The sequence below is a fragment of the Alteromonas sp. OM2203 genome, assembly GCF_048517045.1.
GTDB lineage: Bacteria > Pseudomonadota > Gammaproteobacteria > Enterobacterales > Alteromonadaceae > Alteromonas > Alteromonas gracilis.
In genome coordinates, this window is sequence record NZ_CP183209.1 from 3,209,118 (window position 1) to 3,225,028 (window position 15,911).

Below are 15,911 nucleotides of genomic sequence, written 5' to 3' on the forward strand. Positions count from 1 at the left end.
TTTACCTTCTAGATAAACGAGCGTAGTTGCGCCTATAGCTTGGGTATAAGCGCAATTGAAATAAGGGATCGTGGACAACACAATAACGAAAAAAACAGGTGTTTAATAATGAAAAAACGCAATGCTTTTCAAGCATCTATCCGCATCGTTACTACTGCTATTGTTGCAGTGCTATACTCATCAGCGTCGCTCGCTGACTGGAGCGCAAATATTTCTGCTGTCTCTGATTACACCTTTAATGGCTTAAGCCAAACTCAAAATGATCCTGCACTTCAAGGTGGTATCGATAAGGCTTTTGAAAACGGCATGTATGCTGGCACATGGGCATCTAACGTAGATTTTGGTGGCGACACCAACCTTGAGTGGGATGCCTACGTGGGGCGCTATCAAATGCTTACTGACGCTATCAGCATTGACTATGGTATCGCTTATTATTCTTACCACGGTGGTGACGACTCAAGCGACGGTAATTATCCAGAAGTTTATACTAAGTTTGGCTATGCAAGCGACTACGGTAATACAGAGCTTAATGTCTGGTACACGTGGGATTACTTTGGGACAGGCTCAAGACATACCGTTGCCATGGTTGCCCATACGTTCGAACTTGCGCCAAACCATAACTTACGCGCAAGCTTTGATGTGTCTAACTCGCTAGATAGCGACACTTGGGTATGGCGTGATGACAATACATCGTTTTATCACTACCGTTTAGCGTACCAAACAAGCTATAAAGGTTTAGATTTCGAAATTGCCGCAGAAAATACGAACCTTGATATAGATACCGCTGACGAACGAATTGTGTTCGGCGTAACCAAAACGTTTAGCTTCTAGAACAAAGTAAGCAGTCTAAGGTCATTTAAAAACGGCTATTACCACCTATCAAGGTCAACTGTAATAGCCCTCTTTCTTTTGCTGTGGAGAGCCCCTCCACACCCCAGTCAGGCCACAAAACCATTTCTTGAGATGCAGTCACTAAAGACGTTCCATCTCTACCGTTGTTCTTGACTTGGTATAAAGCCCAATCAGCAATTAATACTGCATGTTCCCATAATCTTGCATCGACAGCACTGTCATCCCAAGGAAGCGTTGTTACCCCTATCGACATAGTAATTGAAGTCGGTAATTCGAGCGCAATATGAAGGTTTTCAATTGACTCATGCAAACGCTTATTGAATTTGCTTATATCACCTTTATTTATTGATGGGACTACCAATAAGAACTCTTCACCGCCCCACCTAACGAGCTTATCACTGCTTCGGCACACCAGTTGTAATGCTTTAGACACGTTGTATAGAACCGCGTCTCCTTTATCGTGACCAAAAGTATCATTAAGCTGTTTAAAATTATCTAGGTCGATGAGAAAAATGGCGCAGGTTTCACTATTTTCGTTAGTGTGAGCATGCTGTTCGGCCCTTTCATTGACTATGCTTAAAAGGTTTGGCAAGAAGCTATTGACCGCTCTACGGTTGTATAAACCAGTGAGTGGATCAGTTAACGCCGCTTCTTCAAGCGCTTTATTTTTTATCTTCAGTTCACTATTGACTCGCTCGAAAGCAAGGGTTCGCTCTTTTACCCGGGCTTCCAACAATTCGTTTCGGCGCCTAAATCTGGCTATTCTGTGAAGATATAACGCATACAACATTGCAACAGTAGCAAGCAAACCAAGCGCTTTTGCCAACGACGATTCCCACCAATGAGGCTCTACGTAAAAAATAACGCTGTCTGGTGTTGACCATTCTGCCCCGCTAATTTTTGATGACACTTCGAAGCGCGTCTCACCCGCGGGTAGTTTTGCTAAAAAAGCCTCTTCTCGATGCCCAGCATAGACCCAATCGCTGCTATCTAATCTGTATCGGTATTCTGGGATTGTCTCGCTTGAAAATGTCGCTACAGAGAAATCAACCTCAGCGTTTTGCTTTCTTCCTAGATTGAGTTTTTCATATTTTTGATTAAGCCTCACGCCCTCGACATAAACACCAGTGATGGTCGTTTGACCGTTGTGCATAGGGGCTATTGTATCCCCCACTGAAAGAACGCCTTCGAGGGTAGGTAAATATAACTTATCTTTAAATACGATTGTTCTGTGGTTTCCTGCTCCATTGCAGCACCGGAGATCCGAACGGGCGCTAAATGTCCCGTCATCACGCAAGATTACATCGCTAGTCAATTGCTTGTTGCCAAGTTCACTAAGCGGTATAGAAGCAATACCGCTCGCGCCGCTAAGCCACAGTTTGTTATCGCGTATTTGTATAGCAAAGAGGTCTTGAAAAGGCAGACCGTTTTTAACGTTAAATGCCTGCCAACTATTATTATCAAGCAAAAATAATCCTTTGCCATAGGTGGCGACTAACAGCTGCCCATCGCCATATTCAAGCAGTGACGACACGAAGATATTTCCGCTATTTAGAACATCAACTTCTGCCCAAACGCCATTCTCTTTTTTAAATAACCCCGCTTCTGTGCCTACCCATAAAACCTCGTTTTTAGTTTTAAGAATACTGCGCACAGATTGACTTTCAAACGTTGGTATCGAACTTACATCCATGCCATCAAAAGAAAAAAGCCCCTTCGTTGTAGCGACATAAACTACGTTTTCATCCGCATAGAGCGTATTAATCTGCAACCCTTCCAGCTGAACATCTGAACGAGAAAAGGCATCCTCCGTTGACCTTATATAAAGGCCATTTCGAGTACCAACCCAGTAATCATTACTATCAGTAAAGAAACTATATGCACTGTTTCCCTCTAACTCATCTGCTGAAATCAATAAACGCCACTGTTCTCCGTCATTAGTGACGAAAACGCCACTATCTGTAGCCGCATATAAATTGCCTTCAGTTGCGAAAAAAGACCACACACGAGATTGAGATATGTCTTGGCTTTGGCCCACCCGCTTTACACTGGTAGGCCAATACAGGTGAAGACCTTTTGTTTTGCTTCCTAAAAACCACGTTCCATTATCATCAAAAAGTACGCCGTCATCCATCAGCGCTGCTTTATCTAAATAATCCGTCAATGCTTTGCGAACGCCGCTGCCACTTGTATCTACGTCAAACAATTCACCCTTGTTGGTAACAGCAACGATGCCATCCGAGTGACTGTTATGAATACTTGCGATTTCTAAGTCATCTAAACGCTCGATTTTTTCGATACCGCAGTTTGCTGATGAAACTTCAAAACGGTGTAGCGACGTTTTACTTAAAATAAATGCTGCATTCTGTTTTACGATAAGTCCATCAACGGGTGTTGTCAGCCCGAGTTGATATCGGCAATCAATATCTATTGACGCGCCGACTGACGCTTGTAACAAATTATTTGCTTCATCAATAAACCAAAGATGTCGATTATGATAAACAGGATGATAGATTTGCTCTGCAATAGCTTTAGTTTTCTGAAGTGTGTTTTTTTGTATTTTCCACAAAGATGTCGTTATCGCCCACGCTCTGTCTTTCTTGCTTGAAACAATTAGCTGAACAGGCTCGCCATTCAAATCACTAGCAATAGCGGAAAATTCGCCGTTAGAGTAACGGACAAGTCCAATGCGGGTAGCGATCCAAACATCACCTATATCGTCAAGGAAAAGACCCTCTATCCAATTTGAGCCAAGCTCAGGCGTGTTAACCGTATTAAAAAATTCAAAATTTCGCCCATCAAAACGCGCCAGACCATTTTCGGTCCCAATCCATATGAAATTCTGGCTATCACGGACGATGGTTTTAACAGAAATTTGCGGCAAACCTTTGGCGCTAACACGTTGCCCAATATCATAAGTTGGCGCGCCAGACACAGACCATTGCTCCACCCGATAACTTTCACTGGCCGAAACAGTAGATGCAAAAAAAACACAGAGGCAAAAAGCGAATCGAATAAAATAAAAAGACAATTTCCTAGTGCCTTTTATTCTGAAGGTATAAAACGAAGCGTAGAATTAAGAATACAACAACAGAATTCATGAACACCGGTAAGTAAGTATTTAAAATATTATAAAGCTTTGACCATTCATACTTATCTGTCAAACATACAATAGTATAACCTTAGTTAGAATACGAACAGGCTATAAACCTACTAATTTTACTACCCTGCTCCATTTCTATAACCTCACACGAAGTGGCGCCATAGTAATTTATACTCGTTCTAATTGGCTTTACGTGTGCACTTTTAGACACTAAACAAGTGAACCACTCCACATTAGCTTTTACCGAAACGCTTTCTTGCACCATTCGCTGAATGAAGGCAAGCTCTCCACCTTCGCACCACAATTCATTGGCCTGACCCGCAAAATTTAAGTTAACGGCCTGTCCTCTGGCAGCATTATTCTTGAGTTCTGCTGATGACAAGCGACGTTCAACACTTTGCGCCTGACTACCAGCAAACTTGGCTCCGCTTCGCTTTTCTTTATTTCGGCTCAAATTAGATGTTTTTCGACGGGTGCCAGACAGCGCCTCTTGCGGGGATTTATGAAACGGCGGGTTACACATGGTAAAGGTAAAGCGATCAGATTCTTCGATCACGCCCTTAAAAATATGCGCACTGTTAGTTTGTTGGCGAACGCTGAATTTACTGGCTAACACACTATTTTTACCGGCAATGGCTTTCGCACTTTTGATTGCGGCATCGTCCACGTCACTTCCTACGAACGACCAATTATAAGATGAGGCACCAATAATTGGATAGATAGCATTAGCTCCAACGCCAATATCCAATCCAAAAACCGGTTGTTGGTCTCTGCCTGATGTTTTTAGTAAGTCTGCAATGCCGTGGATGTAATCTGCTCTGCCAGGTACAGGCGGACACAAGTAACCATCGGGGATATCCCAATATTCTAGATTGTAATAGTGGTGAAGCAAGGCAGCATTGAGCTTTTTCACCGCTTCGGGGTTAGTAAAATCGATACTTATATTGCCGCTTTTGGCACGCACGAGAAACGGCTTAAGCGCCGGATATGAATGGCACAGCGCATCCATAGGATAGCCGTTCTTATGAAGGTTTTTTGGGTGCATGACGCGCTACTTTTTATGAGAAACTAAAAACTGAGATTGCACGTTTTCATCGAGCAACTGGGCGCCACTACCTTGGGCTGCCACTTTATCGTCGGTATTGTAAAGCCTACAGCGTTCTAATGACAAACACCCACATCCAATACATCCTTCTAATGACGTTTTCAGACTGTTCAGTGCTGTAATTTTTTCCTCAATATGCTGATTAAACACCCTGCTTAATTGCGCCCAATCAGATTGGGTCGGCGTCCTGTTGTCAGGAAGTGTAGACAACAGGTTCTTTATTTGAGCAAGGGAGTACCCCAGGTTTTGCGCAATTAAAATAAAAGACACCCTGCGAATGACAGAACGAGGGAATACTCTATTTCCTCCACTAGTGCGAACAGAAGGAATTAACTCTTCATTAGCATAGTAGCGGATCAATGAAACGGCATTGCCAGTGCGCTTCGCAATAAATCCAATGCTCACCATGGGTTCTGTTGCCATAGCGCCCTCTTTTTTGACAAAAACTAATTACAAAGCACCAATCAAAAAATGCTTGATCTAAAGTTAGCTTTAGATATTAAGCTGTTTTTCGTTGATAATCTACTCAAGGAAAAACACATGACTACCGCATACTTAGAACACGCGAATATCACCGTTCAAGACCCAGATAAATTAGCTAACTTGCTTTGTACACTATTTGATTGGAAAGTACGATGGAGCGGCGGCGCGAAAAATGATGGCTACACCGTGCACGTAGGAAACGATAAGGACTATCTAGCGCTGTACAGACCAAAAACTATCAATGAGATAGAAAACGATTATAAAACGCTGGCCAATATCAATCATATTGGTATTGTAGTGCAGAATTTAGACGAAACAGAACAACGAGTTCTGGCACTAAATTTTAAAACCTACAGCCATGGTGATTATGAGCCAGGTAGGCGCTTCTATTTCATGGCTCAGCAAAATATAGAAGTTGAGGTCGTTTCATACAGCTAATTGATGAGGCTAATTTACCCCTCAGTGGGCTAGTCAGAAAGGCATGATCAGACCATATTTTCGATAAAGCGCCGCGAGCACACCTTGCTCGCGCAAAGTGTCCAATCGTTCATCAAATGCGGTTTTGAGCGCCAAACCATGTTTATTGAGAGCGAAAGACCAATATAATTTAAAACTGCCTAATTTCGAGATCTCATATTCTGAGCGATCGTCTCGCTCATTTAAAGCGAGCCGCACCAAACTCTCAGCTCCAACGTAAAAGTCGATTTTGTTCATTGCCAACAAAGTTAACCCCTTATATGAATCTTCAACTTCCATTCCCATCGTCGCTTCTTTTAAATAGGGATAAAACACCATATCTTCATAACCTGAACGGTAAGCGCCGAGTTTATTATCAAGAGAATCTAGCGTTAAAGCATCGTCTACGCGGCTTACCATAACTACGGTGTCAATAAGCACAGGCCGCTCAGAATGGTAAAGCCTTTCGGTCTTGTGCATAGCGCCTGTCATATCAATACTACCTTGCAACACGTTCTTTACACTACGCTTCCAGGGATAATAGTGAACCTCTACTATGTACTCTGGCTCTGAAAAAATTTTGTGTATTAGCTCGTTATAAAAGCCGCTTCCGTCATAGTTTGTATAGTCCTGCCAATAGTCAGTGCCCCACTTAATCGACGTTTGCGCAACCGAGTGAAAACTTATGCACGCAAAAAATAGCAAACAAGAACAAAAAGAAAATTTCATCAAGATATCCTTTAAGCTGATATATATGTACAAACCGTAATTTACATGTTAACGGTATAAAGAGTAGCCAATAATACAAAAATAACTGCCAAAACAACGGAATGCATATGAAAAAAACGTTATTTCTTCTACTCACCCTTGTTGGTTTCAGTGTACAAGCCAGTTCGGTGCTGTCGATGAAAGAAAGAAGTGTCTTAATTGATAATATTCTTGAACAGCGCTTTAGTGATGTACTGCCCCACATTATGGAACGCGAGGGCATCGATATGTGGGTGTTAATGTCTCGCGAGTACAACGAAGATCCCGTTTTAAAAACCATGTTACCTTCTACTTGGATTTCCGCACGACGTCACACCATGTTAGTTATTTACAATCCCGGAAATGGCCAACCGCTTGAACGTTTGGCTGTTGCAAGGTATGCGGTAGGATCGCTATTTAAAAAAGCGTGGGATAAGGAAGCGCAACCCGACCAGTGGGAAGAATTGAAGCACATTATCGAAGCGCGAAACCCTTCAAAAATTGCAATTAATACATCTGATTCATTTGCACTCGCTGATGGCATGACCTCTACCGAACACGACAAATTTATGGCCGTACTTCCTGAAGCGCTGAAAAGCCGCGTCGTAAGTGGAGAAAGACTCTCAATCGGTTGGCTGGAAACGCGCAGTGACCTTGAAATGCAATATTATCCGGTACTTACTCAAATTGGTCATTCACTGATAGCAACGGCATTTTCAAATGAAGTTATAACCCCTAACGTGACAACTACAGACGATGTGGTGTGGTGGCTGCGAGATCAAACGCGCGCTTTAGGGCTGACCAACTGGTTTCATCCTACTGTCTCAATTCAACGCCAAGACAATGAAGTGTTCGATCAAATCAGCGCATTTAGCAAACGCCCTGGCGAAAATATAATTCGACCGGGTGATCTCATTCATGTCGATTTCGGCATTACTTACCTTCGACTTAATACTGATCAACAGCAGCATGCTTACGTGTTAAAGCCTGGTGAAAAAGACGCGCCAGCTTCACTTAAGGAAGCACTTAAATCTGGAAACCAGTTGCAGGACATTCTGACCGGTAATTTTAAAGTAGGCAGAACAGGTAACACTATTTTGAGTATGTCGCGACAGCAGGCTATCGAACAAGGCATTACGCCCGCTATTTACACCCACCCGCTTGGTTTTCATGGGCACGCGGCTGGTCCAACGATAGGAATGTGGGATGCACAGGAAGGAGTACCAGTTCAAGGTGACTATCCAGTGTTTGCACAGACGGCTTATTCGATAGAACTCAATGCAGCAAGCTTTATTAAAGAGTGGAACAAAGAAATTAGAATTATGCTGGAAGAAGATGCATTTTTTGACGGTCAGACAGTAACCTATTTAGATGGTAGGCAAACTGAGTTTCATTTGATTCATTCAGACAAAAACCAATAACTATAGGTGGAGCGCTACGCCTATTTTAAGGCCTAAACTTAATGAAAAAACTGAACGGTGCGGCTAAAGGTTGGCCGATGCGAGAAGACTTACGTAGAATTAAATCAAGCGAAGCGTAAAGTGTCAGGCCTTTCGCCCATTCAAGCGAAAGGCCATGAAACTGTACTAAATATAAGCAGTAGGTTGCTATCCTAAAACGCAGTCTTATTCAGCAGCAGTGCGAACAACTACGTTCTCTACACTGTATTCGCGAACAAAATCAGACATTGTTTTGTTGTTACAAATAATGTTCTCACCTTCCAAACCAAACTTCGCTAGTGCCGCTTCTTTACCTACTGAAAGCGCTTCTAGACAAGCCTGTGACGCAACATCTTGGTTCTTAGCAACAAGTGCTACAGTTTTCGCGTTCTCAGTCGCCTTGTTGTTTTTGTACATGTAAGCAAAAGTGCGAAGTGATTCGCCGTTGCAACGTACAGATGCACTGAACTCTTCTGCATTAAAACCTTTTGAACGGATAAGACGCAATGCAGGACCAAAACCATCTTCAGCAGCAGTTAAACATGCTTGTGTTTCGATGTTGTCGTTAATTGGCTTTAGTACGACATCTTTTGCGAAAGATTGAGTGGCAGCAACAGATAATGTTAGAGCAATAGCGAAAGTAGACAGTTTCATTTTTGAATTCCTATTTTGTAACTAAATTAGATATCACCTGAGTGATGAATACATTATGAACAATACTTTCAAAAAATAAAGCATTTTTCGTAATTTAATTACAGAAATAACAAAATAAACAGACAGATCACGATAAAAATGAAAGTTATTTACAAAAACCAACATATTTTATATAAAATTTTACATATAAGTCTTTTTAGTTACAGAATGACTTCAGAAGGAATATAAAAAAGCGCGCATGAAATTGCTCTCAGCGCGCTTGGTTCAAAAAATCACAACGGGGAATAGCCGTTTCCAGCGTAACCTTTACAGTCTCGACCTATAAAATGAGATCGTGCATCCAGTTAAGTGATGGCAACTGCTGTTCTGGCTGGTAGAAGAGTCGATTTAGCCTACCCAACAAGTTAACCGAGCGACTTGGATCGTGCGCTTTAACCCTATGCTCACTCTCGGTAAGCATGAATTCCCATGGCTGAAGATTGAGGTCGTCTACTTCTTCTTGCCTAACGCCCAGTGACTGCAGCGTTGACAGAATTCGTTCGGTTTTGCTTTCAGCAATAGGAATAATCTCGTTGCCGTATAAATTATCAAGCGGCTCGTTTATAGCTTCTAACGTGTGATTTATTGCTGCCCACACCTCGTCGTGATCAAACGCCCATCCTCTAGGTGCATAGTACCCTTCAATCTCCCATTCAAATTCAGCATTGCTAACAGCAATAGAACTTTCCGCTTCAGGAGAATAGGCTAAGTCGGGTTTCGCCCCAATATTGTAGGCATCTACGCTCATAGCAACGCAAATAATCAAATCACCACAATGTTGTTTGTTTGTGTAAAGGGCTTCAAATGCCGCTCGCTTAACACCCATCCAACCGTGAACTTTAGATGGTTGTTCAACAAAGTGCCTTACATCATTAGGCAAATCCTCGCCATAGGCATTGATAAGAAGAGGTAACGGATTTTGATCTGGCGCTTCATCAGGCATCCACACTTCGTATTCTTGTCTGTTATCGGCTTTACCACGACTTTTGATGCCGTAGGACAAATTCACAGGGCGGCAAATACTTCTGTCTTCATCTATTTTGTGAAAATATTCAGAACGCATTCGCTTTATGAATGGCGCGTCTAGACCAGCCAACGCTGCCGTTGGGTAGCGATAGCCTATTTCACTATGCTCAACCATGTGTAACGTGGGAATAGCCTGTGTCAGCTTATTTTTCAAGCCCGATAACGCATTAACTCTGGGTAGAACAATACTTCTCTCTGGCTCTATAGTGAGCCTGCTTCCATCTTCGGTTACGAACTTAGGTGTTTTGTGAAACTCATAACCTGCGAACCCTAAGGTGCTCACCGCGGCGTTTCGGTATTGAGACAACTCACTGAAAAGCGCGGTGTGATTGCGTATATGCTTAAACAAAGGTCTCGATGCGGTCATATTTACTTCCATTTCGGCTACTTCCGTTTTAATTCCAAGGCTACTAACCTATTTTAGGTTCAAAAAGCGATGCCATATCTCTGCGCCCATATCATCATAATGCTTTACCAAATTACGATAACGCTCGCGCATCGTCACATCAACTAGCGGCGCAGGCAATAGAGGGTCAAACACCAAGTGATATAACGCTCTATCTCCTATCACATAGGATTCTTTGGTTGCATCTTCAAGGGATAAAGACGGTAATCGAGCAAGAGATTCCTCTATTTCACGGCATCCGTCTTTATACAGCGACGCTAGGTTTAGTTGGCGCCATAGTCCCATCGCCTTAGTTTGTGTTTTATTGTCAAAGTCGCTGGCCCTAAACACTAGCGCTTTACCCGACAAGCCAAGCGTGTGAAGCCTTTCTCGAACTTCGCCAACGCCGCCTGAAAAGTTGTTCGGTCTAAGATAAACGTCGTTTGCCAGCTTTTTCATTCCCAAAAGCTTGAGTGCACGTTCATTATTTCTGTACTGCTTTTTATCACTTTTAGGAAGGGGGCTGGTTTGAGCAACAACCCAATCGTTTTGCCAAGGTACCAGGCCGTTCTCATCTTCTCGCCACTGATGTATTTCTCTAGCAAAACGAATGCCTTTGTCGCCCAGTCTGTAATAGCCTCGCTCAACCAAGGTGATGAGCTGCGCAGACTGTAAACGCGTGAGCGTAACGCGAATGTTGTTTTCAGAAATCCCAAACAGCGCCCCCACGCGAACCGCTGCACTGGCATTCATCTGAATATTGTCACGGGATCCCAATAGCTTTAGCAAAAGCTTTCGTGCTACGGGCTTTCTCTCATTTTCTACTATCAAATTCTTATTACTTCTTTATCTCAGATAGGGACAAGGTTTTTTCGCAAAATCTCAGGTGGCATCAGGCCAAATACATATTCATTCATCATCATACAAACATGCGTCAGGCACAAACATTACATTAATTGTTATTTCGTAAATATTAATGTAATGTTTTGGCGGAGTGTTTTAAGATTGCGCTCTAAAGTAAAAGCACAAAAAAGATGCACCCTTTCTATTTATAAGTGGAAATGCCATGACCTTATCAAATCGATTTGTAACGCACGTTGTAGAAAACCAGCCCACCATACCCCCCCCCTACAATTTGTGGCGCAATGATGCGTTGTTACGTCTATTGGTAAACCACCATTTACCTTCATCACACCAGCACGACGAAGGTTTATTAGATCAATATGGCCAACTTGCGGGTGATACACTTATGGGTCACGGGGAGCTTGCTAATAAGAACAAGCCAACGCTTCATACATTCGATCGTTATGGCCGCCGCACAGATAATGTAGAGTTTCACCCGAGCTATCACGCACTAATGGAAAGTGCGATGCAGCACAATGTTCACAACTATTCGTGGACACACGAGGGAGTTAAAGGAGCCCATACTGTTCGCGCAGCGCTGATGTATATGCATTATCAAGCTGAGTCTGGTACATCTTGCCCGCTAACCATGACCCACGCTGCAATCCCAGCAATGCGTTATGGAGCAAATTTACCGCCCTACTACCTGGATAAAACCATTAACGGCGTATACGACCCTCGTTCTCTTCCCGCTAGTCAGAAACACGGGCTCACCATAGGCATGGGTATGACCGAGAAACAAGGCGGGTCGGACGTTAGGCGAAACACCACGACAGCAGTGAAACAGGCTGATGGCAGTTACCATATTGTAGGGCATAAATTCTTTTTCTCAGCCCCCATGTGCGACGCTCATCTTATACTTGCACAGGCAGAAGGCGGACTAAGCTGTTTTTTACTACCAAGAATGCTTGAAAACGGTGAACTTAATAACGTGCGCATTCAGCGTTTGAAAGACAAGTTAGGCGACTGGAGCAATGCGTCATCTGAAGTTGAATTCCAGGAAGCCACCGCATATTTGATTGGCGAAGAAGGCCGCGGCGTGCCAGTTATCATAGATATGGTTTCGCTTACCCGATTAGACTGCATGATTGGATCATCTGCTCTTATGCGGCAGTCACTGGTTCACGCATTACATCACGTGAGTCATCGCGACGCCTTCGGCAAAACGTTAGTCAATCAGCCCCTAATGCAAAACGTTCTGGCAGACCTTACCATTGAATGCGCAGCCGCCACCGCACTAACTATGCGAGTAGCAAAAGCAGTTGATAGTGCATCGAGTAACAACCATGAAGCCGCATTAGCAAGGCTTGCCACGGCAATTGGAAAATACTGGATTTGTAAACGCACGCCTATGTTTGTTAACGAAGCCCAAGAATGTTTAGGCGGCATTGGTTACGTTGAAGAAAACCCCATGCCCCGTTACTACCGTCAGGCCCCACTTAACTCTATTTGGGAAGGCAGTGGAAACGTGCAATGCTTAGATGTGCTGCGCGCACTTGCCAAAGAGCCCAATGTGAAAGAGGCCTTATTTTCCGAGCTTAAGACCCAAACTGGCAAAAATAAGCACTACGATATTCATCTTAGTAAGCTATTTGAAGAGCTATCAAATACGCAGAACATGGAAATGCGAAGCCGCTATTTAACAGAGCAGATGGCGCTAGCGCTTCAGGCTTGTACTTTACTTGCTACGGCACTCGACAACAATGATGCCATTATCGATATTGCTCATACTTTTTGTGAATCTAGGCTTGGCAACGCTAGTGGTTTTGCCTTAGGTACGTTGCCCGACACCACACCATTTGAGAAGATTGTTTCGCTTGGGCAGGTTTCAACTAGCTAGTCGATTTTAGGAAATTACGCCAAAGGCTCTGTGCACTAGGGGGAATTAACTTAAAGCTGCAGCTATGTACCTTAAGGTGCCTATGGACTCGTAGGTCTTCTGTTTACTTAAAGCAAAAGGTCGAATTTTGATTAAGCGCAGTGTTTCGAGTGACGCTAAACTGGACGTTTAACACAGTGCTCCGGGACTATCAGTTAAACCAAACATCCATCACTCAATTGGCAATCTTTGTCAATATTTGCCATAATTTGCGAATGGTGGACATTCGGAATTAGACAATGGCAACTTTAAATGTATCACTTCCTGACGAAATGCGTTCGTGGATTGATGAACAAGTAAAAACTGGCAAATTTGCTAATGCTAGTGATTATATTCGCGATTTAGTACGTCGCAATCAGAGTGAGCGAGAGGCAATTAGCTTAGCTCTCATAGAAGGTGAATTGAGTGGAAAAAGTGAAAAGAATGTTTTGGATATTATTCAAGCTAAGAAAGTTCGAGCCTTAAAATGAATAAATACACCCTCTCTAATAAAGCAGAGGAAGATATCTCCGGGATTTACGATTATTCAGCCAATATTCATGGCGTAACTCAAGCTGAAGCCTATCTTGTTGCCCTACACGAAGCTCTAGTTATTCTGGCGGAAACCCCTAATGTAGGTACTTCAGCGGAGGACATTAGAAAGAATTACCTACAATTCCCAGTTCATAGACACATGGTCTTCTATAAAAAAGTCGATGACGGCATTTTCGTCATTAGGGTGCTTCATCAACAAATGAAATACGCTATGCATCTATCGGATTGAAACACACAGGAAAGATCCAGTAATGTGGCGAAAGTGCCAAGTCAAATAGAGAAACAAACTACTCATTAAATGTCTGCTTTTTGTCTTAGGTGTCCGCATAAGTACATATACACTTCACAGCACGAACCTCGTACATTTCAACCAACCTAAAAAGGATTCACCGAATACCCTTTTTGCGCTAAGCGCGCATGCGCTGTCATGGCTGACAAGTCCATTTTCACTCCGTCTATCAATGCACTTTTTTCAACGCCATGGGCAACAGCAGACTGTCCGCATACTATTACTTCAACACCTTGTTCCATAAGTGCTGAAAGCAGTGTTTCATTGCCATTAGGCTGGCCTTTGCGCTGTTTGAAGTTTGCCGTCTTGAGCATTTCTTCGGTAGCAGAGCCGTGCACCACAAGCGCGAGCGAGAGGTTTTCCTGTTTTACGCCGTTAGCTACGTGCATGTTAATAAACCGCGCCAGCGACTCAAACTTGCGGTTAACCTCACCGGGGTTTGCCGCTTTGGCAACATCAAATGCAATCTTGAATGTTTGATTTTCAGGAAAGCTTACGCCCTCGACTGACGCATGTTTCCCAAAAGTGCTAAACACTGGGCCATATTCAAAATCTGATTTTGCTGAGGCCGGCCCTGCGAAGAAGAGTAAAGCCGACAAACCGAGTGATGCCTTACCTCTTTTTTTAATCATGCTCATGTTCTGTTCCTTAACTATTACCCGAACTTTAACGGGCAGGTAGCGCTGTTTTGTACACTTCAAACGTCATATTGCTTACATCACTACCCGCATCTTGTATTTTGCTGTTCGTATAGTAAAGCGAACCGTTATAAATGCTAAAAGTGTCGGCCCAGTTAACCACATCGCCTTTCACGAGGGTACGAAGGTCTAGACTTGGCGTAAGGTATTGCACTTCTTGCTTTTCTAAATCAGCTAAATAAACGTTACCTTGATGATAAATCATGCCATCTGGCGCACCTGTTGTTGCGACTTTTCGCACTTTTTTAGCCAGTACATCACTTGAAGCCCTCTTGATATCAGCGGTATTAACGGCATATAACGAATAGCCAGATAATGCATGAAAATATACGGTGTCATTAAGCGTATCTAGCGCTAAACCGTCTGACTGAACCGTCATTTTGAAAGGTTTACCCTGAATACTTAAGGCGTCAACCTCAGCTTTTGTAGTTTCATGATTATCTAAAATACGGTAGCTGCTATCATCTTCAAGGTTATACACGACTAATCCAGCATGTGCTGAGTCTGTCATGTAGATACGATTCATTTTCTCGTCTAGGCGCAAGTCATTGATATATGAGTCAGGGTGATAGGCTTCTTCACTGAGAATTAATGCGCCCTCTACTTTGTTTGTCGCCAAATTAACAACAAACACACGAGGAGCATCTATCACACCCTGAAACTTTGGATTTCGGGTATCCAATACGTAAAGTTTGTCTTTGTGTGCAACTACCGACTGCACGGCTAAAAAACAATCTTTACGCACTTTACTTTGCGCCACGCACGCGTTTGTCGCTGCATTAGGGTAAGCAGTGAAATCCCCATTGTCGGAAACTAGCGCAACCGAGAAAGGCACGCCATCACGCCAATTTGGCGCGCTGACAAATACTCGCCCGTTATTACTAACGGTAACACCAGTTATCTGAGTCCCTTTAATTTTACCAACTAGCTCAACTTGGGCCTCTTCTGAACTGTGTGCAGTTGCGCTGAATGAAAAAAATGAGGCCACTACCGCTGCTAGTGCACCGTGTTTTAGTAACGTTGGTTTCATGTTCACTTTTCCTTGATTGATTGCCGCAATCTTTCAGTCTGAGTAAAAATACAGACGTAAAAGATTATATAGAAACGAGTTATAAGTTACTGCATACGGCTCATCGTTCTATGTGGAGCACCTAGCTGCAATGAACTTAAGTTGACTGGCTAGCAAGTGAAAAAGTCAACCAAGGTTTATGGCCAAAAAAACGATAAGTCTATGATAATGCCGAGCTCTCAAACTTGTAGGATTATACAGCGAGTAAAGACAGAACGTCTTTTTCTTGAACATTAGAGACAGCAACGAT

At 43.1% G+C, this 15,911-nt stretch carries 15 protein-coding genes; 6 read left to right on the plus strand and 9 right to left on the minus strand.

The features are described from left to right. Positions 1 to 108 precede the first annotated feature (108 nt). Positions 109 to 831 (plus strand): TorF family putative porin, encoded by a 723-nt coding sequence (locus tag ACM0P2_RS14265; RefSeq protein WP_159120121.1) that lies wholly within the window; start codon positions 109 to 111, stop codon positions 829 to 831. A 25-nt stretch (positions 832 to 856) separates the two neighbouring features. On the opposite strand, the gene ACM0P2_RS14270 is transcribed toward ACM0P2_RS14265, so the two are convergent. The 3 genes from ACM0P2_RS14270 to soxR form a co-directional block, all read right to left on the minus strand. Then, the gene (locus tag ACM0P2_RS14270) at positions 857 to 3,802 is read right to left on the minus strand and encodes a diguanylate cyclase (RefSeq protein WP_419226719.1); all 2,946 of its coding nucleotides are present in this window, start codon (positions 3,800 to 3,802) and stop codon (positions 857 to 859) included. Between the two features lie 232 nt (positions 3,803 to 4,034). After that, positions 4,035 to 5,000: a 23S rRNA (adenine(1618)-N(6))-methyltransferase RlmF gene (gene rlmF, locus ACM0P2_RS14275; protein WP_419226720.1), complete on the minus strand. Its 966-nt coding sequence runs from the start codon at positions 4,998 to 5,000 to the stop codon at positions 4,035 to 4,037. Between the two features lie 6 nt (positions 5,001 to 5,006). After that, complete coding sequence (gene soxR / locus ACM0P2_RS14280; protein ID WP_159120124.1) at positions 5,007 to 5,483, minus strand: redox-sensitive transcriptional activator SoxR; 477 nt, start codon at positions 5,481 to 5,483, stop codon at positions 5,007 to 5,009. Positions 5,484 to 5,600: 117 nt separating this feature from the next. Here soxR and ACM0P2_RS14285 point away from each other — a divergent pair, with 117 nt between their 5' ends. Then, complete coding sequence (locus ACM0P2_RS14285; RefSeq protein WP_419226721.1) at positions 5,601 to 5,981, plus strand: VOC family protein; 381 nt, start codon at positions 5,601 to 5,603, stop codon at positions 5,979 to 5,981. A gap of 33 nt (positions 5,982 to 6,014) precedes the next feature. On the opposite strand, the gene ACM0P2_RS14290 is transcribed toward ACM0P2_RS14285, so the two are convergent. Next, positions 6,015 to 6,728, minus strand: a complete 714-nt coding sequence (locus ACM0P2_RS14290; RefSeq protein ID WP_159120126.1) for a substrate-binding periplasmic protein — start codon at positions 6,726 to 6,728, stop codon at positions 6,015 to 6,017. 107 nt (positions 6,729 to 6,835) lie between these two features. On the opposite strand from ACM0P2_RS14290, the gene ACM0P2_RS14295 reads away from it, so the two are divergent. Beyond that, positions 6,836 to 8,167, plus strand: coding sequence for a M24 family metallopeptidase (locus ACM0P2_RS14295; RefSeq protein ID WP_419226722.1), 1,332 nt, complete (start codon positions 6,836 to 6,838; stop codon positions 8,165 to 8,167). Positions 8,168 to 8,371: 204 nt separating this feature from the next. Here ACM0P2_RS14295 and ACM0P2_RS14300 read toward each other — a convergent pair whose 3' ends face one another. From ACM0P2_RS14300 to ACM0P2_RS14310, 3 genes are all read right to left on the minus strand, one after another. Next, positions 8,372 to 8,839, minus strand: a complete 468-nt coding sequence (locus ACM0P2_RS14300; protein WP_159120128.1) for a DUF3718 domain-containing protein — start codon at positions 8,837 to 8,839, stop codon at positions 8,372 to 8,374. A 319-nt stretch (positions 8,840 to 9,158) separates the two neighbouring features. Then, entirely contained in the window at positions 9,159 to 10,271 is a 1,113-nt protein-coding gene (locus ACM0P2_RS14305) for a hypothetical protein (protein WP_159120129.1), read from the minus strand. A 48-nt stretch (positions 10,272 to 10,319) separates the two neighbouring features. Further along, positions 10,320 to 11,120 (minus strand): PaaX family transcriptional regulator, encoded by an 801-nt coding sequence (locus tag ACM0P2_RS14310; protein WP_419226723.1) that lies wholly within the window; start codon positions 11,118 to 11,120, stop codon positions 10,320 to 10,322. Between the two features lie 235 nt (positions 11,121 to 11,355). Here ACM0P2_RS14310 and ACM0P2_RS14315 point away from each other — a divergent pair, with 235 nt between their 5' ends. From ACM0P2_RS14315 to ACM0P2_RS14325, 3 genes are all read left to right on the plus strand, one after another. Continuing rightward, on the plus strand, positions 11,356 to 13,032 hold the full coding sequence (locus ACM0P2_RS14315) for an acyl-CoA dehydrogenase family protein (protein WP_419226724.1): 1,677 nt from the start codon (positions 11,356 to 11,358) through the stop codon (positions 13,030 to 13,032). A 278-nt stretch (positions 13,033 to 13,310) separates the two neighbouring features. Beyond that, complete coding sequence (locus ACM0P2_RS14320; RefSeq protein ID WP_159120132.1) at positions 13,311 to 13,541, plus strand: type II toxin-antitoxin system ParD family antitoxin; 231 nt, start codon at positions 13,311 to 13,313, stop codon at positions 13,539 to 13,541. After that, the gene (locus ACM0P2_RS14325) at positions 13,538 to 13,834 is read left to right on the plus strand and encodes a type II toxin-antitoxin system RelE/ParE family toxin (protein ID WP_159120133.1); all 297 of its coding nucleotides are present in this window, start codon (positions 13,538 to 13,540) and stop codon (positions 13,832 to 13,834) included. Before ACM0P2_RS14320 ends, ACM0P2_RS14325 begins: the two co-directional genes overlap by 4 nt. Before the next feature lie 146 nt (positions 13,835 to 13,980). Here ACM0P2_RS14325 and ACM0P2_RS14330 read toward each other — a convergent pair whose 3' ends face one another. Further along, positions 13,981 to 14,532, minus strand: coding sequence for a DsrE family protein (locus ACM0P2_RS14330; protein WP_419226725.1), 552 nt, complete (start codon positions 14,530 to 14,532; stop codon positions 13,981 to 13,983). 28 nt (positions 14,533 to 14,560) lie between these two features. After that, positions 14,561 to 15,622 carry an L-dopachrome tautomerase-related protein gene (locus ACM0P2_RS14335; protein ID WP_159120135.1) on the minus strand — a complete coding sequence of 354 codons (1,062 nt, stop codon included), beginning with the start codon at positions 15,620 to 15,622 and terminating at the stop codon, positions 14,561 to 14,563. Between the last annotated feature and the right edge of the window lie 289 nt (positions 15,623 to 15,911).